Origin of the sequence: Streptomyces durocortorensis (assembly GCF_016901035.1) — a bacterium.
In the GTDB taxonomy this organism is placed as follows: Bacteria; Actinomycetota; Actinomycetes; order Streptomycetales; family Streptomycetaceae; genus Streptomyces; species Streptomyces durocortorensis.
Genome location: NZ_JAFEUF010000033.1, coordinates 13,282 through 37,218 on the forward strand (window position 1 = coordinate 13,282; position 23,937 = coordinate 37,218).

Below are 23,937 nucleotides of genomic sequence, written 5' to 3' on the forward strand. Positions count from 1 at the left end.
GGCTGCGGGGGGGGTTGGTTGGCGGGGGTGGTGTGGCACCCCCGGGCGCCCCGGGGGGGGCCCCCCCCCCCCCCCCCCCCCCCGGGGGGGGGCCGGCCCGACGAGGGAACCCACCCGCCCTCGGAGGGAGACCACTGCGCTGTCGAGCTCCGTGCGCGTGGTCGTGCCGAGGCGGAACCCGAGGACGCGCCCCACCTCCTGCTCCGCGTCCGTCTCCCCACCGGCCGCCACCGCGCTCGGGCGGCCTGCACCGGAGGCGCTGCTTGTCTTCACTACGTCGGTCACCAGGCATCTCCGCTCATGGCCGCTTTTGATCGCGTTCTGTGTAGAGATAACTGCGCGCCGTGCTCATCCCGGTACCGTTGGAGACAGGCGTAACCGTGAAAGCCATGAATTTCCGGGGAGTTGGTGTGCCCGTGGCACCTGGGAGCGACCGCAACTCAGGCCTTGAGGACCTTCTTGAACAGGCCGGATGGTCCAGGACGCAGCTCGCGAACGCCGTGAATCGCACGGCTGCCGAAGCGGGCATGACGTTGAAGTACGACCAGTCCGCCGTTTCGCACTGGCTGAGCGGCACGCAGCCGCGAGCACAGGTCCGGCCGGTGATCGTCGAAGTGCTCGAACGCAAGCTCGGCCGTCCGGTGACCTCAGCCGAAGCGGGCCTGCGCTCGCCGAAGCCGGGGCGGGCAGCGGACTCCACAGACACCACAGACTCCCTCTTGGACCTCGGAAGGGCTGACATGGATCCCTCACGGCGCGGAGTTGTCGCAGCAGGGCTGTACTCGGCTGCCCTGGCCGTTCCCCTCTTCGCAGGTGAGGCCTACGCCGACGAACGGGAACGTTCGGTCCGGCCGACCGGGCGCATCGGTGCGGCAGAGGTGGCGACCGTCCGGACGATGACGGACCGCATCGCGGACATCCTGGACGAGCTCGGCGCCGGGCACGCCCGCCCCATGGCCGCCGCGTTCCTCGTCAACACCGTCGCGCCGTACCTGCGCGCCTCCGCGACCGGACCGGTTCGACGCGACATGCTCTCCGCCGCGTCCGACCTGACCTACCTCACCGGCTGGATGGCCATGTACGAGCGGGCCCACGGCCTCGGCCAGCAGTACTACGTGAAGGCATTGCGCCTGGCCCAGGAAGCGTCCGACCACGTGACGTACTGCCGCACGCTGCGCGGCATGAGCCTCCAGGCGTCCAATCTGCGGTACGGCCAGAAAGCCCTGGAACTCGCCGACTCGGCGGCCGAGGCGGCACCCGATGCCGGGCCGCGCCTGGTGGCCTTCCTCCGCGGGCAGCAGGCCCACGCCTCATCGATGGTCGGCGAACGCCGCCGGGCCTTCGAGCGGCTGCGCGAGGCCGAAGTGGCACTCTCCCGAGCCGATTCGAGGCGGGAGTCGATCGGCGGCTACGACCAGGCCGCCTACCAGTTCCACGTGGCCCACGTGCTCTACGAGACACGTGACCTGCCGGGCTCCATCGCAGCCTTGAAGACCTCACTCCGCGTCCAGCCCAAACAGGAGAGGCAGGGGCGCCTCCACGCCAACGCGGTCATGGCCCAACGGCAGTTCGAGTTCGGCCACATCGAGGAGGCCTGCACCACGTGGGGCACCTTCCTCGACGACTACGTGGGCCTGTCCTCCGCGCGCGGCGACGAGCACTTCACGACCATGCGCAAGCGCATCGCGCCGTACGGCAAGCTCCGGGCGGCGCGTGAACTTCAGGAGCGGTCGCGGCAGGTGGCGGGGATGAAGGGGTAGCTCCCGGGGCTGAGAAGGCAAGACTCCCGAGCCGGCACAAGCGCTGCGCGAAACTTGTCCTTCTACGAGGCGGTTCAGGAGATCGTGCCGGAGGATAGGCGCCACCATCTCCTGGCTCACTTTCACTTAGCGGATTGAATGCCCTTCGAGGTGAAAGGACGATTGTTATGGCGCGTCATTTAGGGCATCTATCGGACGGCGAGGTGGCCGTGCCACGGGAGCTTCTGGGCGACCGGACGCCGAAGGGCGCGACTCGGCAGGCCCGGATCATCGATCTGGACGAGTTCGAGGGGCTGTTCCGTACGTTCAGCCACTCGGCCTGGCGGCTGGAGACCCGGCGACGCTACGCCAGCGACGAAGCCACGGACACCTACCGCCAGTTCGTCGAGACCGGCAGGGTCGAATGGGATGAGGGCGATCCGTACTGCGGGCTGATCCGGTCCCAGACCGCCCAGGGCAAGCGCGTCGAACGAGTACGGATCGTCGATCAGCCCCCGACAACGGGCCAGCTCTACCTTCTGAACAACGCCAAGCGGAACAGCCGTCTGGGGGAGGATATTCGGGGCCTATGGCGCGCAGACGCCACTCGCCTCCAACTACCACCTGAGGACTTCTGGTTGTTCGACAATCGACTGGCCGCAAGGCTGAGATTCGACGACGGCGACCACCTCGTAGACGTCGAGTTGATCACAGAGCCGGCTGACACCGTCCGGTACTCCGTCATTCGTGACGCGGCATGGCATCACGCGGTACCGCACGAAGAACTCTCGGCGAAGCTGAGCAGCGGCGAGTAGGAGCAGATGCAGGGGGTGCACACCGGAATGCGGAACTCTGGTCGGCGGGTTTCGACACGGTCGCCCTGCACCGACAGGTCTCGCTGTCCCTGTGCGACTCCGGACGGGGAGGGGCGGCTCGCGCTCGCGGAACCAGCGCAGCGATGGCCGCTACTTCCGCCCCCGCACACCAGCGACGAAACCGGCCCAGGCCGCGTGGCCGACAGCTATACGAGGACCCTCGGGCCTCGTTGAGTCGCGTACTCCCACGGTCGCGGACAGGTCGGCGACCTCCACGCACTCCGTTCCGGTACCCCCGCTGTACGACGACTTGAACCAATGACCGGCACGGTGAACCATCAAAGCTCCCTACTCACTTGCTCCAGGAGCGCGGCAGACCGCTCGATGTTCAGGGCCTGCGCGCGCAGATAATTGAACGCCAACTTATAGCGTGACAGTTCCTGGGGCTTCTCCATGAAGAGGCCGCCTCCGATGATGTCCACATACACGACGTCGAGCTCTGGAGTCGGGCCGCCGAGGACGACGAAGCTGCCCACGGCCGCCGCGTGGGCACCGGTCTCGAACGGCAGGATCTGCACGGTGACATGAGGGCGCCGGGCCTGTTCGAGCAGGTGGCGCAGCTGTGCCCGCATGGTCTCGCGTCCGCCCACGACGCGGCGGATCACCGCCTCGTCGACCACCGCCCAGATGTGGGGTGGCTCGGGTCGTTCGAGCAGCTCCTGCCGCTTCATGCGGATGTCCACCATGTGCTCGATCTCCTGGTCCGAGCACCGCATCTCGCTGGCGCGGTGCACGGCCTCGGCGTAGGCGCGCGTCTGGAGCAGCCCGGGGACGTACATGCAGGCGTAGTGGTCCTCGCTGACCACCTCGTCCTCCAGGGTCAGCATGAGGTTCATGGACTCGGGGACGGGATCCGCGAGCGAACGCCACCAGCCCTGGATGCGTGCGCCCTTGGCCAGCTCGACGAGTGAGGAGCGTTCGTCGTCCGTGGTGCCGTACTCGCGGCACAGTGCGTCCACAGCCGGCCACTTGACCGCGCCCTCCTTCCGCTCATAGCGGCTCAGGGTCGCTTTGGAGATGCCGACCAGCGCGCCCGCCTCCTCCAGGGTGAGGCCCTTGCGCTCACGCAGGCGGCGCAGGTCGGCACCGAGTTGGCGCCTGCGGGTGGTGGGTCCGACTGTCATGGCTGGGTTCCTCACGTCGACGCTTCAGAGCGTGCACGGCTGATCGTTGTACGGGCAAGTGGGCGTGCGCTGGGGGCGTGCGGCACGCGGGCGGGCTCCCGAGAGTCATTGGTGAGAGTTCCAAAATGAGAGTTCCAATGACACTCTTCTCTTACGCGTTGTCACGCTTGGTGATGGCGAGTCTGCTGGGAGCGGTGATCGACATGGACGGCTGTCGTTTCGGTGTGGTGCGCAGGGCCTGGGAGATGCCATTCCTGGCGGAGCCGGCAGGGTTGGCGGGGCTGAGAAACGCGGTCAGGTTTCGGCTGGACCTCTGGGGCCTGACCGACATCGCCCCCGATGCCCAGCTCTGCGCTTCGGAGTTGGCAGCGAATGTGTTCAAGCATGTGGGGCCGGGCACATGCGCACGCCTCGCCGTGTCCATGAACGGCGGTCGCCTGCGTATCGAGGTGAGCGACCCGGACACACGGGGCGTCCCCGTTCTCGCCACGCGGGAGGACGGGGAGGAGTGCGGGCGCGGACTGGTTCTCGTGGATGCTCTCGCAGACCGCTGGGGTGTCGTTCTCCGGGCCGGCTCGAAGGCCACCTGGTGCGAGCTGGTCACCGGGTTGCGGTCGTCGGTCGACCACATGGACGGGCCCCAGGTCGCGAGGGCCGAAGCGCTGCTCGGGCTGCTCGGGGTTTCCGGCAGGGACAAGGGCGTCCAGCGGGGGCCGCTGACCGTGGCGCACGCGGAGGAGTCGGCCATCGATGTGATCGCCGACCTCCTCCACTGGCTCCGGGCTCACGGGTGTGATCCGGACGGGGCCCTGGACCGCGCGCAGACGCACTTCGAGGCGGAGCTGACCGGAGCCGCGTGACCGTGGGCTCAGTCGTTCAGTACGTCGCCGAAGAATCCGATCGACGGGTCCTCCGGCGTGCCGACGAGGAGAGCACGGTCGAGCAGGCCGTTGTTGTGCTCGCAACTCGTCTCCGGCAGCAGCACGCAGGCGTGGCAGGCCGCCATGTTGATCCCGCCGACACCGCTTCCCTCCGACTCGACGCACAGAGGGTCCGCGGAACACCAACGCGCCCTGTCCAGAGCCGAGTCCAACGACTTCCGGAGGCGGTCGGGTTCGCCCTGTGCGACCAGTCCCCCCAAGCTGCCCGCGGAGTCGCTCGTCGCGGTACAGATGAGGATGCCCGCCATGGTGTCACTCGCATAGAGCCGCTCCCGCAGGGACGCTGCGGGATATCCCCCGTCCAGGCTCCACTCATTGATCAGCGAGTGCGCCAGGGTGTGGAGCAGGACCATGCGGGGGGAGGCGGGCGAGTCGGGCACGGAGTCCGGATCCTGGGCGCGTTCGTGCATCATCCGGGTGTGGTTGGCCCGCATGCGATCGGCACGCGCTGCCACGGCGACGCTTCGGGCCCAGGTGTCCAGCCGTTCCTCGTCGAGCCGGAGGAAGACGCCCTCGCCCTGGACCTCCATCGCGGGCAGCCAGTCGAGTTCCTTCAGGGACAGGGCCGCCTCGTGGACGTCCGCGCGGGTCTCGGGGGTGTCGACCCGCGAGAACGCCTTCAGGGCACGTACTTCCCGCAGTCGCTTCACCAGCATCGGACCTGTGACCCCGTACGGGGTCAGCACGGCCGGGGAGGAACGGGGGGGCTCGCAGACGAATTGGTCGTCGCGAGCGGTCCCCTTCTCGGGCCGCCCCGCCATCAGCCGTTCGTACTCCTGCTTCCGGAGCCTGACGAAGGCGTTGTCCACGGTGACTTCCTCATCGGAGCCCGCGTCCTCCTGGTTCTCCGCTTCGAGCAGGGCGAGGACCTTCTCGACCGAGAATTCGTACTTCTCCCTCACCGTGATGGCCTTGAGGTAGATCTCGATGCCGTCCCTGTTTCCGGCGAGGTAGAGCTCGCGGAGGGGGTCGATGTCGGCCTGGAGCCGAGTGAAGTGCTCGTCGCTCCACGGGGGGATCGACAACGCCGTCCGCACGATCGGCTGCCAGGCGACGGACGAACCGCGCTGCAGCGTGCGCGGCCTCTCCGAGCAGTGATCGGTCGGAGCGTCCTTCAACCAGGGTCGCTTGCCACTACAGAACACCTTCAGGTCCGACAGAGCCGTTCCGCTGAACGCGCCCTCCATCGACACCTCGGGCACTCCGCAGGTGCAGGAGATCAGGACCGACCGGAGGGAGGCGGTCTTTCCGCTCGTGCGCAGTCGCATCGCTCCGCCGCAGAGACCCGTCTCGCCCTCCTGCCGGTTCTTGCGGTGCACCCACTTCCAGTACGGGAAGTCGTCGATGTGTCCCTTCGCGCAGGCCATGACGAAACGCGAGGGAACGAGGTCCTCCTCGCAGTCACCGCATTCGTTCTTCCCCGGAGGGGAGTTGAACTGCCGTACGTGTTGGAGGGCCTGGCACTTCGGGCAGGAATGCCACAGGGGGAACCGGCGGACGTGCACGCCGTCCTTGCTCGTGTCGTCCGATGCCGGGGGGAGGCGGAACGACTTCACCCCGAGAACCCGGGCCAAGCGATGCTCGTGGATGGTCGGTGCGTCGCTGATGTTCCAGGAGTCGGTTCCGGCCACTATGAACGACTCGTTGTCCACAGCGACCATCGACCCGACGCCGTAGGTCGTGATCATCTGGGCGCGCCGGACGGAACCGCGACGGGGATAGCTGCGCTCCGGCGCTCCGGTCCGGCGGCGTCGAGAGGGGGGCGGGGTCATCGGGTTGCCTCCATGAACAGACCGGACTCGGCATCGACATCGCGCAGGCTCCAGAGCGTCTGCCAGGCGTTCTCGTCGGGGTCTTCGTCGTCGAACGAGCAGAGCAGCGAGGCTGTTCGCTTGCCCCGCTTCGGCTCGTAGAGCAGACCGCCCTGGGACGCCGCCAGATCGGACCACCACTCGACGAACTCGTCGTAGGCGTCCGCCGTCGCCTCGTACTCCTCCTTGTCGACCTTCTCGACCCGCTTCAGCAGAGTGGACCGTACGAGCCGGTCCAGCTCGGCGCGGAACTCGTCGATCCGCCCCGCACCGTCGTTCGGGCGGGCCTCGGGGATCATGATCCGTGCGAGCGCGACGACGACGGCGTGCAGGCCCCGCTCGCGGGAGCGGGAGGAGAACGGTGTCACGCTGGTCGACTCCACCTCGCGGTACAGCGCTGAGTGGAAGTGCTGGAAGCTCTCGTAGTGCGAACGGTCCCTGGAGCGGTTCGAGTTGAGCATCACGGCCACCAGGCCGGGGTGGCGGCGGCCCACGCGACTGGTCGCCTGGATGTACTCGGCCGTGGTCTGTGGCTGCCCCATGACTGCCATCAGCCCGAGTCGGTCCACGTCGACGCCGACCGAGATCATGTTCGTGGCGAGAAGAACGTCCACGGCATCGGGGTGGCCCAACCGCTGCTCCACCTGCTTCAGACGTTTCGGCACCTCGCTGGAGTTGGCGCGGCTCGTCAACTCGGTCTGTTCCAGGACCTTTCGCCGTACGTTGCCGTCACGGTCGGCCAGGTAGCCGAGGTGCGCTTCGACGTCGTCGTGGACCTGCAGCTCGGCAGCGGCCAACAGCCTGAGGCTGTTGAAGTATCCGACGAGCGTCCAGTAGGCGTCACGGACCTGCTCGTCGTCCTTGCCCTGCGCGGCCCGGTGGAGCAGGTTGGCGTACGTACGGATGAGCAGCGTGGACTGGCTCGTACTCGGCGTGAGCAGGCCGACGTACTGCCTGCTCGCCTTGCGCTCCTTGGGCGTTTCCACGGCGAACCACGAGTCCCTGGCATCGATGCCCGCCGGCGGGAACTGTGCGACGACCTCGCGGGCGAACAGACTCTTGCCCTGATCGGAGGCCCGACGAATCGTCGCCGTCGATGCGATGATCTTCGGCTTGCTGGCCAGCAGGTCCACGGCCGTCTCGTACAGCCCGGTGAGTGTTCCGAGTGGTCCGGAGATGAGGTGCAGCTCGTCCTGGACGATCAGCTCCGGAGGAGGTGTGTCGTCCTCCCGGTCACGGTTGAACAGTGCCGCGGTCTGTTCGCGCCACGGCATGGCGGCGAACTTGTCGACGGTCGCGATCACCAGCGTCGGTCGCGCGTCGTAGACGGCCTCGTCGATCAGGTGGACCGGCAGTCCGTCTCGGAAGTCGCACCACGTGCCGGGGCAGCGGACGTGCATCCGCTTCGCCTCTTCGTCGACCTCGTACTGGAACGCGTCGATGCGCGTGCCGCACCAGGGGCACGCGTGCAGCTGGACCGGGTTCTTCTCCTGGAGTTCCTTCTCCTTCCTGAGCTCCACGAGGCTCTCCTCGGCGACCGACAGCTTGTTCGGTGTGGCGGACTGGCCCACCCACATGCCGATGGAGATGGGTTCCGTCCCCAGCGTTCGTTCGTCCCCGAGGCGAATGCGCTCCATGGCGCAGATCAGGGACGCGGCACGCTCGAACTGCTGCAGGGTGAGCAGTCGCAGGGTGTAGCGCATCAGCACGGTTACACCCCCGCCCCGCTCCTTGTGCCGCATACGGCGCAGGAAGGTCGTGAAGGCGATCAGACCGAGATACGCCTCGGTCTTGCCACCACCGGTGGGGAACCAGAGAAGGTCGGCGATCTGACGGTCGTCGTGCTTCGGGTCCACGATCCCTTCGAGGCAGAGCAGCACGAAGGAGATCTGGAACGGTCGCCACCGACTCGCGGACGTGTCCGGATCGCCCACCCGGCCGTTCTTCACCCACTCGCTGCGGCCCCGTTGCTGGGACATGGCACGGTTGGCGAGACGGAACGCCCGCATCGCCTCGCTGTCCGTACCGAGGACCCTGATGCCTCGACGCATGCGGGCCAGCGCCGCGCGGCAGTGCTCGATCTGCTTCCGTGCCGGAGCCTCGTGCGGTGTGCCCCGGAAGGCCTCTGCCTCCGCCTCCTTGCGGTCGATCCACTCGGCGTACCCGGCCATCAGGTCGTTGAGCGCGGCCAGAACCTCGCTCTCGGGGCGGGTCGCCAGGCCCTCCATGGTGAGGGCCGAGTCGTCGATGTCGGGGTTGGAGTCGGTGAGGAGCACATCGTGCGCAGGAACGAACTCGGTGCGTACGGTCGTGATCGCCGCGCGGCGGGTGTTCGGGTCACCGATCGGGGGCGGGGTCCAGTCCCAGTCCGCCGAGCAGCCGTGACCGACGGCGAAGGTCGGCGCGTGCCGGTGCAGCAGTCGACTCGTGGCGACCTCCTCGTCGATCGTCGTACGTTCGGACGGGCGGTCGACCAAGCCCGGCTCGCCGGACTCGGTGATCACGGTCAGGCGGGGCTGGTAGAGGCAGAACGCGTCCTGGAAGGCGTACTTGCCCACGCGGTGCGTATTGATCAGCGTGATCGTCACGGTGACGGTGCCGCTCCCCGGGGCCTTCCGCCGGACGACGATGTCCAACGCCGGGCCGTCGATCGGCTCGGTCGGCGCCCTGTCCTGGCGAATGTCGTCCAGCCGATAGCGGCGGGGAACGGTCACATCGACGGTCACGGGGCGCATGGACAGCTCGCGCCGACGCCACCGCTCCTTCTGCTCGGACACCGTCCGGGCCTCGGCCCGCTCTGCGGCCACCGGGCGCCCCTCGGCGTCGACCGGGTCGTAGGCCGCGACCTCCGTGTGCACGAGAAGTCGGGGAGCGACCGCCGGGTCCACGGCGAACGTCAGCCCCATGGAGGAGGGGCGTCGGTCGCCGATATGGGCCGTACCGGGTTCTGGCAGCGGGTCTTCGATGTCCCGGCCCCTCCGCACGAGCGGAGCGTCGTCGAGTCCGTCGTTCTCGGCCGCGTCCTCCTGGAGCGCCCGCCCGGACTCGGGATCGGAGGCCCTTGGGAACAACACCCCTATCGGGTAGGTGGTGATCGGCGGATCCTGGGTCAGGACCTCGTCGGCGGAGCCCGGGCCGAGCAGGTCTCTGCGGAGCTGCTCGACGAGACCTTCCCGAAGCGCGTAGTGGGCGGTGTGTGTGCTGGTCCCGTCCGTCATCCGACGATGCCTTCCTGCGTGTTCCTTGCGGCGCGCCTGTAGCGCCCGAGTCCTGACATGCGGGGCACGGTCCAGACGCCGTGGTCGCCGAGCCCGGCGCGGGCACCGGACGCGGTGCTGCCCGCGACGCTCTCCAGACAGTCGACCCGGAATCCGGTGATCTCCACCGGCCAGTTGATCTCCCAGGTCTTGTTGATCTTCAGGGAGGTGTGGAGATCCTTGCGGAACCGCTCCGAGACCACGGAGATCGCGCGATCTCCGTGGAACACGGTGTACGGAGGGCTCTGGTCGGCGGCCATGGTCATCTCGTGCTGGGGGCGGAGCGTCAGTACGTCACCGGGCGAGACCGACGACGCCAGGTAGTCCTGCACGCCTGCCGCGTCGTCGACGAAGCCGTCCGTGCCGGGCGGGTGCTCCCGACACACGTCCTGTCCCCCGGCGACGATGCCGTCGCGGATGTACGTTTTCCACCCGCCGAGGTACCACCGATCGGTCACCCGGTCCCGGCGCACGAGTGCCGTGTCCGGTGCCGCGATGCGGAACAGGTCGTCCCGGGCGCGGGTCATCGCGACGTACAGCGAACGAGCCTCGGCCGCCGGGTCCACGTGGCTGTGCTGCTTGCGCAGCTCCGCGGTGGTGGCCGGTTCGACCACGATCACCCGATCGAACTCGAGCCCCTTGGCGCGGTGCACGGTCGACACCACCAGGTTCGAGGGTTCCACGGCCGCCAAGTCGTCAGGGAAGCGTCCCTCCGCCACCAGGCGCCGTATCGCCGAGACATCCATCAACCCTCTGGGCGCGCGGGCGGCGCCCCGCAGGGAGCGCCAGATCCGCGCATGGTCCCCGACGGGAGCGGTCGGTCCGGTGGCGAGCAGTTCCAGGAAGCGCTCCTCGGTCAGCGTTGTGCTACCGGTTTCCTTCAGGACAGAGCTGACCCAGGCCGGGACAGGGCGGTCCTGCAACGCGCGCTGGACCCGGTGCGGCACGCCGAGGGAGAACAGTTTCTCGGACAGCACGAGCGCCTGGCGGTTGTCCCTGCAGAGAATGGCGCAGGTGCCCGGGTAGCCGCGGAGCGACTCGACGGTCGACTCCGCCTCCACAGGACTGAGATCGGGGCACGACCGCAGGAGATCGGTCAGCTGCCGGTGGAATTTCTCGCCCGCCGCATCGGATTCGGCGGGTTCTGACGGCAGCCTCTTGAGAGCGTCGCCGAGCGTGAGCGCCGTACGTGCCTCCTGGGTCCGGGCCCGGAAGTTGGTGGTGAGATGCAGCTCGATCAGATCGTCCGGGTAGGAGGCCCGCAGCCAGTCGAAGAAGTAGTTGGTCTCCGCGGCACGGGCATCCTGGTCGGACACCTGGAAGCCGAAGATGGCCTGGGCACCGTCCCCCACCACCGTGAACCCGCAGTTGTCCTGGAAGCGGTCCAGCAGCGTCTCCACCATGTCCCTGCGGTCACCCACCAGGTCCTGGACCTCGTCGATCACGACATGGGCCGGGGCGCCCTGTTCGCTCTCCTCGACCGCGCCCCGGAGAACGGCCTCGGTCGTCTCCCTGATCCGCTCGTCGAAGCGCAGCGCACCCCAGTCCCGGTCGGGCTGCTCGGCGCGCAGCACCGAGTACGCCCAGGAATCGAACGTCTGCACACGGACCCGGCGTGCCTCCCGGGCGTGCAGCGCGATGCGCTCGCGCAGCTCGCGGACCGCCGCGCGCGAGAAGCTGAGCACCAGGATCTCGCCCGCCTCCAGCGCGTCGTCCTCATGTCCCATGAGGGCGTCGAGGCGGCGGACCAGCGTGTGTGTCTTGCCCGCGCCCGCGCCGGCGGTGACCAGCAGCCGGGCGTCCCAGGGCTGCTCGACCACGGCCCGCTGTTCCTCGGTCAAGGGCGGGCTGTCGTGGTACGCGTCGGTCACTTGGCCCTCCACAGGTGCTCGAACTGCGTGAAGGCGAGCGCCTTGCCGTAGTTGGTGATGTTGTCCCGGACATTGAGGATCAGGCAGGTCTCCTTGCCCCCGTTGCCGGGACCGCGCAGACCGCGACCGATCATCTGCTGGTAGACGTTCGGGCTGTAGGTGGGGCGGGCGACGACCACGGCCCGGGTGGCCGGAGCATCGAACCCCTGTGTCAGAACACCGTAGTTCGTGAGGACACGCACGCGACCGCGACGGAAGTCGTCGATGCTCTTCCTGCGCTCTCCAGCCGAGGTGGCCGAGTCGACCGAAGCGGCGGTGATGCCTCGGTCCTTGAGCTTCGCGGCGAGGAACTTGGCATGCGCCACCGAGGTGGCGAACACCAGGACGGGCCAGTCGGCGGGCATCTCGCCGATCTCCTCCAGAATGCGCTTGTTGCGGTCGTGATCGCCGGCGAGACGCTGCTCGGCGGCCTTCGACAGCAGGCTCATCTGGTCGGCCCGCTCCTTCTCGTCGTTGGTCAGCTCGATGGTTCCGCCGATGAGCTCCCGGTGATCGACCTTGGCCAGCATCCCGAGTTCCTGCAGTTCCCCGTAGGCGTCACCCGTAGTGAAGACACCGTCGTCGAGGCGCTGGCCACCGAAGCGTTGGACCAGGCGTCGGGTCTCCTCGTCGTTCGTGTTGCGGAACGGTGTCGCGGTGAGCCCCAGCAGATGACGACCCGTATCCCGTGCCGTCAGGCCGAGTTGCTCGAGGATCTTCGTGTACTGGGGCGAGATGGCGACATGCGCCTCGTCGACGATGACCAGACTCGCTCGCCGGAGCCAGGTGTATCCCTCGGTGTCGAGGCAGTTGCGGAGCTTCGCGTCCGTCGCGACCACGAGGTGCGGGCGGTCGCTCACCGGACCCGCTTCGTTGGTGGTCCACAGCCTGCTGATGGTGAGCGGGCTCTCCGCGCCGACCTTCGACCAGACGAAGCTCCAGCTCTGGACGGCCTGCTCGCAGAGTTCCTCGGTCTGGGCGATCCAGAGGATGGGACCGTCCAGCTCTCCCACGGACTTGACCCAGCGAATCACGGCCTCCGCCGCCACTCGGGTCTTGCCCGCGCCGGTGGGCAGCGACAGCATCCCGCGCTGCGGTGCGAACCGGTCGAGCATCGCGAAGACCTTCGCCGCGAGGCGTTCCTGGTAGTCGTGCAGCCGAGGAAACTCGGTGGGGCCCGGAATCTCGATCCTCGGCGGCAGCGACGGAGTCCTGGTGCCGGCGAAGGAGTCGGGGAAGCCGAAGTCGGAGACGAACTTCACCGCGGGCGAGGAGCCGGTGAAGCCGGACGGCGCATGGCTCGGATAGGCGGCCAGCAGATCACGGGCGTGCATCTGCAGAACGCCGTCCCCGTGGGCGTTGTACGCCATCCGTGCGATCCGGCGGGCCGACGGCTCGACGTCCCCCAGCTCGGCCCGCTCGCTCTCCAGGAGGCCGGGTGGCAGACCCGCCCGGAGCGCGGCTTCGCCGATGAGCAGTTCCAGCTTCTCCTCGACGCTCTCCGCCTCCCGGACCCGGCGCAGGGCTGCCTGGAGCTGCTGGTCGGCCTCCTGCCGCTCCTGGGCGTCGAGAACCGCGCGGCATCCCGCTTCCTTCAGTCCCCAGCGCAGCTCACGGTCGACCGCTACGAGGGCGGCGAGTCGGTCCGCGGGTTCGAGGACGAGCACGGTGTTGCCCTGGAGTGCGCTCTTGAGGGGCGTTGGCCAGCTGCCCTGGGGGGTACGGGTCACCTCTTCCAGCTCGGAACAGGGCTGCAGCCGGTAATTGTTGACGGCATTTCCCATCCGCTGGCGGAGCGTGGGGAACTCGTCGTGCAGAAGTGTGGGCTCACCGATGCCGACATGCCGCGTCTCCTTGCTGACGACGTCGCTGTAACGGAGCATGCCCCACGTCTTGACGAGCAGGGCGGCGTCCTCGTCACTGCCTGCGAGCAGCGCCGGGATCTGCTCCGCACGCAGCGTGCGGTACTCCGCCTCGGATGCCGCGACGGCGATCTTGTCGTCCTCCCGCGCGGACCACTCCGATCCGATTCGACAACGGGTGAGCTCTCCCTCGGGGAAGTCGACCCCCAGTCGCGTCAGCATCACGTACGTACGCCCGACGAAAGTGTCGTCGTCACTGGAGCCGAGTTGTTCGAGCAGGCGGGCCCACTGCTTCGCCGGCACGTCCTCCACCAGCGTGGGCAGGTGGAGCTTGCGGGCCTTCTCGGCGCTGATGTCCGCGACGGGCAGGACATCGGCGTACGCGTGCAGCTGAGGACCCACGGCGTCGGAGAGCGGGACGACGCCCTGCGAGGTGGGGATCCGGCCGAGCCGCGCCAGCATCCAGCGCAGCGGGGAGTAGATGGGCTTGCGTGTGGACACCTGGGTGCCGAACTGCATGGTCCAGCTGTCGATGACGCTTCCGTCGGGCAGCGCCTTCACGAAGGCCGCTCGCCCCTCGTCCGACAGGAGCTCCAGGAGGTGCAACGGCCCCCCGACGGGGGAGCCCTCCAGCTTGAGCCTGGTGATGCTCGGACGTGACGCGTTGCTGCTCAGGGTGCGGCAATAGCTGTCGTAGATCGCCGTCGAGTACTCGCCGAACCACGCTTCGTCCTCGGACGGACGGTGACCGGCGGTCGGTGCCGCACGCAGGCCGAACTCGTGGAAGACCATTCGGTCGTCGGAGTGGAAGTCGAGGTCCACCGCGACGGACCGGTCCCGGCTCCCGTCGGAGGGCACCACGGGCCCGGGCAGGAGGCAGTCCCGCATGCGGTGGAAGCGACCGTCCACGGTGCGGACCGACAGCGTCGACATCGGGTCGGGCACGCGGGCGACTACCTCGCCGCTCACCTGGCTGCCGCCCGCGCTGTGGAACAGCTCCCAGAACCGCGCCCAGTCCTGTGGGCCGTAGCCGGTGAAGCCCTGCTCCAGAACTCCGATGAATCGTCCTCGGGAATCCGCCTCCCGGATGCCGATGGTGTTGAGGTCGTGGATGAGCGACTCGTCCTCGGACAGAGCGGGATCCACGTATGTCGTGCCGTCCCGCAGTCCGTCCTGGACGGCCCGGCGGAAGACCTTGCCCACCACGGCGGGTACCAGCCCGCTCTCCTCGGTCAACACGATGCGGGCCGCGCGGGCCTGGTCCGCGAAGGGCGACCCCTCGCGGACCATCGCGGCGAAAATGCGGATCGCGACGGCGGAGGCCTCGGCCGTACCGTCAGTGACCAGAGCCTCCAACCACTCCCGAACGGTCGCCCGCCCCTGCCTCGTCTGCTCCAGAATGTGCCCCACCTTGCCGGCACGGAACTCGGCGGCTTCCACGGACGGGTGGACCCAGGCCTTCGGGCGCCCGGGGTAGGCGCTCCACATCCGGAGCCATTCGAGCTTGAGCGGTGTCTTGCCCACCGGCGCGGGGTGGACGCGCAACTCGCGGGGGAGCCGCAGGACGCCGTCCTGGTCGGGAAGGGAAGGGAGTTCGGCGGTCAGCTTCCAGACCTGTTCGGTCAGGTACCTGTCGGCCCAGTTGAGGGTCTCCGACTCCCTGGTCCGACCGGGGAGCAGGGGCAGATAGGCGCCGGGATCCCCGGCCGGGGCCAGCTGTGGCAGTGATGCGACGACCAGCTTCGCCGCGACCTGGATGATCTCCTCGTTGAACGGGCTGGAGTCGAGGAGGTTCTGCCTGTCCTCGTTCGTCTTCCAGGCTCCGTTCAGGATGCCCGCCAGGGTCATCGGGTACTTGGTCGGGAAGAACGACCAGAATTCCCCCCGCCCCCTGGGGACGGTGAGGACCGTGTCACCGGTGTACTCGGGTACGGCCCACGAAATGTCGATCGTCGCGCGGTCATGCATCTCGCCCGCGCCGGCCCGTGCTCGTTCGGTGGGCCGGTGGGCGTGGGTGAACACCTTCCAGGTGTCGTGGGAGTCCGGCTTGCCCGTACGGGCCTCGTGGACCGTGTGCACGACCCCCTCGTGCTCGACGGTGATCTCCCGCCGGATCTGCGGCATGGTCCGCCGGTCCTCCAGAATGACCGTGCCCACGTGGTGGGAGAACAACTGGAAGCGTGCCGGGAACTCCCGCTGGGCCCCGTGGCCGCCGGCGACCGCGTGAATGTCGTGCCCGAGCCGATCGGCCGCTCCGGGCAGGAGAGGAAGGCGCACAACTGTCGTGGCCCAGCCGAGCAGTTCGTCGAGGACCGGATCGGCGGAGCGCTCCTTTGCGGCCTCCAGGGGGCGGGCCATGCGCAGGACGGGGGCCTCGAAATCGGCATCCACCGCGTCGCCGCCTGCCTTTCGGATCTCCTCGTGCGACCAGGCCCGGTCGAATCCGAATGCCCCTGAGGTGCTGAAGAATTGAGGTGTGTCCGTGACGGCGAGGACCGATTTCACTCCGACGCCGAAGCGGCCGATCTGGCCTCCACGCTTCTTCGAAACGCTCATGCGGAGAATGGTCTCGGCGCCTTCCGCCGTGACCTCCTTGCCCTCGTTCGCGCAGTACAGGTTCGCATCGGTGAGGACGGCATGGACTTTCCCGCCCGGGGAGTGCGCGATCTCGTCCGCGGCGTTCTGTACGAGCTCGAACAATTGGCGGTCCCCGTAACCGCCTTGAGTGATTCGCCGTTCACCGTTGGCGTGCTCAAGAATCAGCCCCGGATCGATCCGATACGCCGCGAGTACGCGCGCCGACTGATCGATGATCGTCCGGATGACGGAGGTCTCGCCCGAACTGTCCGTCACATAGGGGTGGTTCAAAGTCTTCCAATCCGTGGCCGTGAGTTGAACGCGGGGGAGTCGGGGCCGGCGGCAGCGGGGGATGCGACCTGCCCCGACTCCACGATAGGAGCTCCGGGTCCGACGATGTGCCGGGTCAGTCGAGCTTGAAGATGATGACGACGAATTCCGGGCGCGCACGGTTCCGGCGGCGCTTGTTCCGGACGGAGCCCGCGTACTTCGGCGGGCGGGTGGTGATGCCACGGTTGCGGAGCGGCAGACGCGGAACGCGGCGCTGCGGACCCTTGTCCTCCGGCGGGCCGGATGCTTCCGGGGCGGGGGCATCGCCGGCCGCCGCCTTGTCACGCCGGAGCCGGAGGGCGTTGATGTACGAACGCGTCGTTCCGACGGCATCGAGAAACTCGGACCGCAGGCACGGGTCTTCGATGGAGTCGTACTGTTCGACGAGTCCGAACGGGCCGTCGTCCGGATCGGGCGGGTCGATGTTCATGGCGGTGCCCCCTGGGCTCTGAGGATGTGTACCGGGCGTGACGGAAAATGGCGCACGTGCAGAAGGGCGGGAGCGCACGGGGTGACGGGTGCGGTCGCCAGGAGGAAAGGTTTCTTCGGGAGTGGGGAAGTCGATGACGGGCCGGAGCGAAAAGAACGTGAGCGGTAAACGTTCCAAAAGCCAAGCGCATTCTTCCGGCCGGGGCAAGGGGTTTGGTTATTTCCCGGACGGGTTTCCTCTGCGGTCCTTGAAGCGATTTATGGCATGCGAAAAAGGCCCCCGGAAAGGAAAGGTTCGGTCGCGCCGGGTGAGGCGTCCCCGCCTTGAAGCTACATGACCGAAATGCTTGCCCACAAGGCCTTGTCGCGAGCGATTTCCCTCCTCTTCGGGATGCTTGCGGGGTATGCGTTTCGGACGCACAAGGAGCAAAGGGATGAGAGGGGTGAATCTGCCCGAGCTTCCCTCTTCGGTGTATCTCCGGACTTATTTCCAATGGGTTGAAGGCAGGAGGGAGGCCTTCGGAGGAAGGTGTCAAACGTCTTTGTCGGACGGGCCGTCAGTGTCAAATGGTGGGTGTATCGTGCAGGTCATGGCCTACGCCGCAGCTGAGGAGTGATGAGGTTGGACCCCGGTATGGACTTCGGTCCCTGGCTCGCCCGCCAGCTGAAGCAGTCGGGCATGAGTCAGGCGGATCTCGCTCAGCGGGTAGGAATGACGCGAGCTGCCGTCTCCGCCTGGATCACTGGCCGCGCGACGCCGCGCGAGGAGACGATCCACAAGATCGCGGAGGCGCTCGGCACGGACCTGGGCACGATCCACACCCGCACCGCCGACACCTTGGCCGGCCTGCCGATCTCCTGGTACCACCGTCCGGGACACGCCGACGGTGGGCGCGAGTTCGGGAATGCGGCGGCCTTCGCCTTCGAGGCCGATGTCGGCGTCCTGGCCCGGGAGGCGACCCAGAACAGCCTCGACGAACGGCTCGATCTCGCCCAGCCGGTCCGGGTCCGATACACCCTGCACGAACTGTCGGGCGAGGCTCTGGCTCGATTCCGGGACGAGATTCGCTGGGACGATCTGCTGCCCCACTACGAGGCGGCCGCACAGCAGGACCAGAAGGTCGGGCGCATGATCGCGGGCGGCTTGAGCGACATGTACGACCGGGACCGCTTGGTGCTCCTCCGTATCGACGACTACAACGCCTCCGGGCTGACGGGCGACGACTACGAAACCGGTCGTTTCGCCGCCGTCGTGCGTCGGCAGCTCGACAGCCAGAAGTCGGTGAGCGGTGCCGGGGGGTCCTACGGCCTCGGCAAAGCGACGCTCTGGGCGACCAGCCGCCTCGGCCTGGTCCTCATGAACTCCACCCTGTCGGAGCCGCACGAAGGACGGACCGAGCGTCGGCTCGTCGGACGGCTCGACCTTCCCTGGCGGAAGGTGGACGGAAAGCCGTGGGCCGGCCCCGCCTGGTTCGGTCGTCCCGACCCGGACGCGGAGGACGTGAACGTGGCCCGCTCGTGGTGGGCGGACGAGGAGAGCGTCGAGCGCCTCCACCTCACCCGGGAGAGCGCCGAGCCCGGCACGTCCTTCCTGATCGTTGGCGCGCACGACGTGGCCAGCCTCGTCGAAGGGACGGACACCGACGCCGACGTCGAGGACGACGACAGCGTGCACCGCATGCACCACCGCCTCAAGGACGCGCTCGGCCGGAACTTCTGGGCGGCCATGACCGGCGGTGGCAAACAGCGGCCCCTGCTGGAGGCATCGGTGAGGACGCTCCGCAACGGAGTGGAGATCATCCCCGAGACGCGGGTCGACCCCCGGGAGACCCAACCCTCCCGGACTCGCGCACTGCAGGCGTTCCTGGACGGTACGACCGTCGACCGGATGACGGAGACCGGGCAGGTGGCCATGGCGACCGTGCCCCTGATGGTCCCCGCCCCCGCCGGTCACGGAAACGCGGTCGAGCACCGGGCGGTCGTGCTGGTCACGGAGGCAGAGGACGGCGACGACGGAAAGCCGAACCGGGTGACGACCATGCGGGGCAACCGCATGACGGTCAAGATCGGTTGGGTGCCCGGTCTTCCGGTGGGCACCAACCCGTTCCAGGCAGTCCTGCTCGCGGGCAGAGCGGCAGGGGAGGACGCTCCCTTCGCGGACGAGGCCGAGGCCTTCCTGCGTGCCTCCGAACCGCCCGAGCACGACAAGTGGGGGCAGACCGAGGAGCTGCGCATGCTGTATTCGCCCTCCGCGTACCGACGAATCGGCGCACTCACGAACCAGGCGAACAAGGCCGTGCGCGAATTGGTCGCCCTGCCCAAGAAGAGTCGCAAGGGCGGCCCGGAACGACTGCGCAAGCGTCTGTCCGTGGGAGGGCGCAAGACGGCTCGACCCACGCCCCCGGCCGGCCCGCCGACGCTGGAGGAGCTCGACGCCAGGATCGACGACAGCGGTGCGTGGTGCGTCACGGCCGAGATGAAGATCCCCGCCGGCGGCGATTCCTGGCGCCCCGCACCGGTGGCCAAGCTCGATGTGCGCTCCGGGCCCCGACCGGTTCTGGCCTGGTCGGAGCTGGTCGCCGTGCACAACTGCGAAGTCGTCGACGGCACGATCCGCTTCGCCCCCGGCGCGCGCACCGCGACCTTCCGGGGAACCACCGACGTAACCACCCATCCTGTACGCGCCCAGTTCAGCGGCCTCGTCGTGGAACTCCGCACCGACAAGGGGGCCCAGGCATGAGGGCATTCCCGTATCAGCGACTTCCCGGTGTCGTGTCGCTCCGGGTCACCTCCGTCGAACTGCGGGGCCCGGACGACATCAGGGATCCCCTCGACACCAGCGCCTTCTCCGCCATCGAGCAGGTCGTCGCGCCCGGCTCGACGGGACGGGACGACTGGGAGTGGCTCCGTATGAAGGTGTCGGCCACCGTGCCGGGCCGAGCGACCGCTCCCGACAGCCCGTGGACGGACCTGGCGGTTGTCGTCGTGCTGAGTGAAGGGGCCACCAACACACGGATCTCCACGGCCCTCACCCCCGGTGCCGAAAACGGTCGCAAGTGGGAGGGGCAGCTCGACCTGTGGCGTGCGGACCACCTGGACCGGGCGACGATGTCCGTCCACGTCGTCGCCACGGTGGATGGTGTGGCGGGACGCGAGATCGCGGCTTCGGCCAAGGACTGGATCATCGACCTGAAGGCCGAAGCCCCGCTGCGTGAAAGGGAACTCGAGGTCGTCGAGGTCGGATTCCGCGAGGGCCCGCAGTGGCTGCGTCGCTTCCAGGAGGTGCCTTGGGCCGTGGACACGTCCGGCGACCTGCCCGTCGTCCACATCAACAAGGATTTCGAGGGAGTCTCCGACCTCGTCGGTGGCAACGGCACCTCGGTCGACAACATGGTGCGGGATCTGCTCATCGCCCAGATGTGCACGGACGTGTGGACTGCCGTCTTCCACACCGCCATCGGCGACCTGGAGATCGAGGACGACGGCACACCGCTGTTCCCTCGCGACTGGAGAGGTGAGGTGCTGCGCGAGATGTTGCCCGACGTCGTGCCCGACCTCCCGGTCGAGGACGCGCTGAGCGAGGTCCATCGGCGACGGACCGGAACATCCGGATGGACCGATCTCCAACCGCGCATCCACTACGCCGCCACGCGCAGGGGCGACGTGCCCAAGGCGCTGAGCGCCACCATCCGTGGCCTGGACAGCATCCACCGGGGGGCCGACGCATGACCGACAAGCCGAACTTCCTGCCGGAACGCCTGGCATTGCTCGCGGATCTCAACGCGGCGCAGTACCTCACCGAAGGGCTGCTCTCGGGCAAGGAGGACGCGCCCGCCATAGCGCTCAACAAGACCACCGAACCACTGCCGCACGATGGTGAGAGTCGTGCGGAACTGGCCCCGGTGCGCGACCTGATCGACGACGCGATGTATCAGTTCCGGGACGACCGACCGACCAACGCCGACGCTTGGTTGGCCCCCCGCCTCCACGCGACGCTCAGGCTCACCCGGCGGGAGGCGGCCGACCGCCGTATCTGGAACTACCTGGCCCTGGGGGTGGCTCCGGACTACGTGGTCTGGCGCCACATGGTGGCCAAGTCGGAAGACGGCGCATCGAAGGTTGCCGTCAGGCGATTCCAAGGCCCGGCGTACACCCAGGCGTTCGCGCGACTGTGGTGGGCTGCCGAGTTGTTTCGCGATGGCCCCGACTACGCGCCGGTGGTGACCGTGTGTGGAATCCAGGACATGCTGAACACCGGACTGCGGATCGACATGGTCGACCACCGGCCGACGGCCCAGGCAATGGTGCGCCTGATGGATCGGGGCACCGTACGGACCGGCCGGGAGGTGAACGCACTGGTGGCGGCCATCAACGCCTCCGCCGCGACGCTGATGTACGACGTCATCGCGCCCGATGCGGAACGGGACGGCAGGCCCCTTCGGGAGTGGATCGAGGCGGCAGAGTCAGCCCCGGCGGTGCCGCGCAGGGACCTGCCCATCGGGCCGTACGAGGAGAAGGTTCCGGAGCGATCGGTGGATGTGCTCGCCGTTCACTTCGCGGCGCTCTTCGCCGAAGCACCGGTACGGGGACGACCCGGTGCCGACGAGGAGGCTGGCGGCGAGGTCTGAGGCGGCGGCGACCGTCGAACGGCTGCTGGCGGAACCGATGACAGCGGCGGTTCTTCCGACGGTCGCCATTCCTTCATCAGCGTGTACCACTTCTCCTGCGGCGGCTCGCGAAGCAGCGCCATGCTCAGGATGTGCAGCGACAGGCGAGGTGGGATGGCGTTGCCGATCTGCTGCGCCACGTCGGTGGATCGCCACGGGTACGCGGCGGGGAAGGACTGGAGGAGACCGGCCTCCTGGGCGGAGAGGCGATCGAGCTCGTCCTCCAGCCTGATCACGATCTCGCCCGAGGTGTCCTTCCTGAGGTGGTACAGGCGGTTGCGGCGCACCTTGCCGGTGATCGTCGGGGCCGGTTCCCCGGACTCGCGACGTCCGCGGTTCTTGGGATCGCCGCCGGACCCGTAGTTGGAGACCATGACGAACTCCGCCGTTCGCGTGGCACGCAGCGCGTCCCCCATGGACACCCAGGGCTCGACGTCGCCCCCACTGCGCGACGTGCGGAACAGAGATCCGTCCTGGTGGTCGTGGGTCGGTGGCAGCCGTACGGCACCCTTCCGATAGCGCTGGTGCGTCGCCTCGGGGAAGCGGACTTTACGGTGCTCGTTTCCCGGGTCGAACTGCGCGATCAGGACCGCCCTGCGCCGCGTCTGCGGGACGCCGAAATCCTCGGTGTGCAGTACGTGGGCCTCGGCGGCGTAGCCCGTCCTTCGGAGGATGTCCACAAAGTGCTTCCACACCGGCAGCACAGTGGGCACCTGCTCCAGCACGACCACTTCGTACGGCCTGCGGCGCTTGAGCTTCGCCTCCATGATCCAGCGCAGCGGCTGCAGCACGAAGCCGGTCCGGTCGTCCGACATCGCGTCGGTCTCGGCCTTGACCTCTTTCCAGGCCACATCGAACGAAGCCTCGTCCTCGTGGTCCGCAAGCCGCGTGGCCAGGCGCAGCACGTCGTCCAGAGCCTGATGCCCCTTGCGGCTGCCGGCCACGGAGAACGACTGGCAGGGCGGCCCACCGGTGAGCACGGTCGCCTCGACGACGGAGGGGTCGCACGGGCCGAGCGCGGCGACGTCCTTCACGTCGGTCGTCAGGAGGCCGGCCGCCGCACGCGTGGCGCGGGTGGCGTCGTCCCACTCGACGCCGATGCTCTCGACGCCCTCGTCCTTCATGATCGTGGCGGCGATGTCGAGGCCGCCGGGCCCTGCGAAAAGATCTACGATCCCGTATTTCGCAGGGGGAAGTGAAGGAGAAGAGGGGTGGGTCATGGTGTGCAAGTGTAGCCGGCCGTCCAGCTGGGTATACCGCATGCTTCGGAGCCTGCCGCCTGTCCGCGAATCAGCTGTTCAGGGCCGTGGCAACGGCCATTCCGAGCGCCTTTCCGACGGGTGGGGGAGAAGCGTGCCCGATCTGCCGGTAGCGCGCGGTCTTCTTCCCGGCGAACCTCCACTCCTCCGGAAATGACTGGAGACAAGCCGCCTGCGCGTCCGTGAGCTTGATCATCCCCGACACGTTGTCGTCCGGGCCCGGAACCTCATTGGCCAAGGCTCCGCCATTGACCCTCATCCGTTCCCACGCCTTCTTCGACCCCGTCGGCCCCAGGTCCGCGCCTCCCCGGTTGTCCGAGCCGCCCACCAGTGTCGGAGCGACACTGATGGCCTGTGCCGCCCAGGCGTCGGCCCCGGGCCAACCGCGGGCGCCCATGGACCGGCGCAGTGCTCGACCTACCGGCAGATGCTCCGTGACCGTCGGGGCCGGCGGCACGAACGCGTCGAAGTACTGCTCCTTCAGCGCGACGAGCACCCCTTGCTTGCGGTCCTGTGGTACGCCGAAGTCGGCTGCGTTCAGGACGAACCAGCGGAAGCGGTAGCCGAGGTGTTCGAGCTCCTTGCGGATGAACTCCCGCGTGTCCTCGAACTTGGGGGAGTCCACGAGGCCCGGAACGTTCTCGATGATCAGTGCACGGGGCTGGATGGAGGGGGCGAGCAGTACCGCGGCCTCCAGGAGTCGCAGCTCCTCCTCCGTCTCGGTCCTCGCCACGGTCGCGCTGGACTTCACCCGGGGCAGACCTGCGGACAGAAGGTCCACGTCGTAGGTGTGCCGGTGCTCGGAGGGGTCGAAGTCCAGAAGATCCATCTCCAGGACGTTCCACTCGGGCCGGTTCAACCGCAGGGTCTCGCAGGCGATTCGCTTCTTGTCGAGCAGTAGCGCGGGTTCGAACCCCGCCCCTTCGAGTCCCAGCGCGAGTCCCCCGGCACCGGCACACACATCGACGAACCGCAGCTTGTTCACAGGCCCCCGCCTTTGATCTCTGTCCGCCGTCGCTCGACCGCCGCCGCTACCTGCTCGGCGGGGGCCGCCCGGGCCGCGGGGCCCCCCCCCCCCCCCCCCGGGCCCCCCCCCCCCCCCCCCAAGGCCGGGGGGGACCCCGGCCAGGGGCGCTTGACGGGGCCCCTAAACCCC

The 23,937-nt window shown here is 68.3% G+C and carries 15 protein-coding genes; 6 read left to right on the forward strand and 9 right to left on the reverse strand.

The features are described from left to right. The first annotated feature begins 389 nt into the window (after window positions 1–389). Both JS521_RS09710 and JS521_RS09715 read left to right on the forward strand, forming a co-directional pair. Window positions 390–1,760, forward strand: coding sequence for an NsdA family TPR-like regulatory protein (locus tag JS521_RS09710; RefSeq protein ID WP_205082310.1), 1,371 nt, complete (start codon window positions 390–392; stop codon window positions 1,758–1,760). Window positions 1,761–1,927: 167 nt separating this feature from the next. Next, window positions 1,928–2,554: a DUF6879 family protein gene (locus JS521_RS09715; RefSeq protein WP_205082311.1), complete on the forward strand. Its 627-nt coding sequence runs from the start codon at window positions 1,928–1,930 to the stop codon at window positions 2,552–2,554. 150 nt (window positions 2,555–2,704) lie between these two features. On the opposite strand, the gene JS521_RS09720 is transcribed toward JS521_RS09715, so the two are convergent. Both JS521_RS09720 and JS521_RS09725 read right to left on the reverse strand, forming a co-directional pair. Then, complete coding sequence (locus tag JS521_RS09720; RefSeq protein ID WP_205082312.1) at window positions 2,705–2,893, reverse strand: DUF397 domain-containing protein; 189 nt, start codon at window positions 2,891–2,893, stop codon at window positions 2,705–2,707. Continuing rightward, window positions 2,893–3,738 carry a helix-turn-helix domain-containing protein gene (locus tag JS521_RS09725; protein ID WP_205082313.1) on the reverse strand — a complete coding sequence of 282 codons (846 nt, stop codon included), beginning with the start codon at window positions 3,736–3,738 and terminating at the stop codon, window positions 2,893–2,895. Before JS521_RS09725 ends, JS521_RS09720 begins: the two co-directional genes overlap by 1 nt. Window positions 3,739–3,875: 137 nt before the next feature. Between JS521_RS09725 and JS521_RS09730 the strand changes: the two genes are divergently transcribed. Next, window positions 3,876–4,598 carry an ATP-binding protein gene (locus JS521_RS09730; RefSeq protein WP_205082314.1) on the forward strand — a complete coding sequence of 241 codons (723 nt, stop codon included), beginning with the start codon at window positions 3,876–3,878 and terminating at the stop codon, window positions 4,596–4,598. 8 nt (window positions 4,599–4,606) lie between these two features. On the opposite strand, the gene drmB is transcribed toward JS521_RS09730, so the two are convergent. The 5 genes from drmB to JS521_RS09755 form a co-directional block, all read right to left on the reverse strand. Further along, window positions 4,607–6,451, reverse strand: a complete 1,845-nt coding sequence (gene drmB, locus JS521_RS09735; RefSeq protein WP_205082315.1) for an MrfA Zn-binding domain-containing protein — start codon at window positions 6,449–6,451, stop codon at window positions 4,607–4,609. Then, a complete protein-coding gene (locus JS521_RS09740) occupies window positions 6,448–9,708 on the reverse strand; it encodes a helicase-related protein (protein ID WP_205082316.1) in 3,261 nt (1,086 codons plus the stop codon). Before JS521_RS09740 ends, drmB begins: the two co-directional genes overlap by 4 nt. Continuing rightward, window positions 9,705–11,618 carry a UvrD-helicase domain-containing protein gene (locus JS521_RS09745; protein WP_205082317.1) on the reverse strand — a complete coding sequence of 638 codons (1,914 nt, stop codon included), beginning with the start codon at window positions 11,616–11,618 and terminating at the stop codon, window positions 9,705–9,707. Before JS521_RS09745 ends, JS521_RS09740 begins: the two co-directional genes overlap by 4 nt. Continuing rightward, window positions 11,615–16,387 carry a DEAD/DEAH box helicase gene (locus JS521_RS09750; RefSeq protein WP_205082318.1) on the reverse strand — a complete coding sequence of 1,591 codons (4,773 nt, stop codon included), beginning with the start codon at window positions 16,385–16,387 and terminating at the stop codon, window positions 11,615–11,617. Before JS521_RS09750 ends, JS521_RS09745 begins: the two co-directional genes overlap by 4 nt. Before the next feature lie 115 nt (window positions 16,388–16,502). Continuing rightward, the gene (locus JS521_RS09755; protein ID WP_205082319.1) at window positions 16,503–16,856 is read right to left on the reverse strand and encodes a hypothetical protein; all 354 of its coding nucleotides are present in this window, start codon (window positions 16,854–16,856) and stop codon (window positions 16,503–16,505) included. Window positions 16,857–17,489: 633 nt separating this feature from the next. Here JS521_RS09755 and JS521_RS09760 point away from each other — a divergent pair. Genes JS521_RS09760 through JS521_RS09770 form a run of 3 tightly spaced genes read left to right on the forward strand, consistent with a single transcriptional unit; the run spans window position 17,490 to window position 21,483 of the window. Next, a complete protein-coding gene (locus JS521_RS09760; RefSeq protein WP_205082320.1) occupies window positions 17,490–19,595 on the forward strand; it encodes a helix-turn-helix domain-containing protein in 2,106 nt (701 codons plus the stop codon). After that, window positions 19,592–20,584 carry a hypothetical protein gene (locus JS521_RS09765; protein ID WP_205082321.1) on the forward strand — a complete coding sequence of 331 codons (993 nt, stop codon included), beginning with the start codon at window positions 19,592–19,594 and terminating at the stop codon, window positions 20,582–20,584. Before JS521_RS09760 ends, JS521_RS09765 begins: the two co-directional genes overlap by 4 nt. Next, window positions 20,581–21,483, forward strand: a complete 903-nt coding sequence (locus JS521_RS09770; protein ID WP_205082322.1) for a DUF6339 family protein — start codon at window positions 20,581–20,583, stop codon at window positions 21,481–21,483. Before JS521_RS09765 ends, JS521_RS09770 begins: the two co-directional genes overlap by 4 nt. On the opposite strand, the gene JS521_RS09775 is transcribed toward JS521_RS09770, so the two are convergent. Together JS521_RS09775 and JS521_RS09780 are read right to left on the reverse strand one after the other, a co-directional pair. Continuing rightward, window positions 21,405–22,742, reverse strand: a complete 1,338-nt coding sequence (locus JS521_RS09775; protein ID WP_239487024.1) for a DNA cytosine methyltransferase — start codon at window positions 22,740–22,742, stop codon at window positions 21,405–21,407. The two genes, JS521_RS09770 and JS521_RS09775, sit on opposite strands and share 79 nt — an antisense overlap. A gap of 70 nt (window positions 22,743–22,812) precedes the next feature. Continuing rightward, complete coding sequence (locus tag JS521_RS09780; RefSeq protein WP_205082323.1) at window positions 22,813–23,766, reverse strand: DNA cytosine methyltransferase; 954 nt, start codon at window positions 23,764–23,766, stop codon at window positions 22,813–22,815. Between the last annotated feature and the right edge of the window lie 171 nt (window positions 23,767–23,937).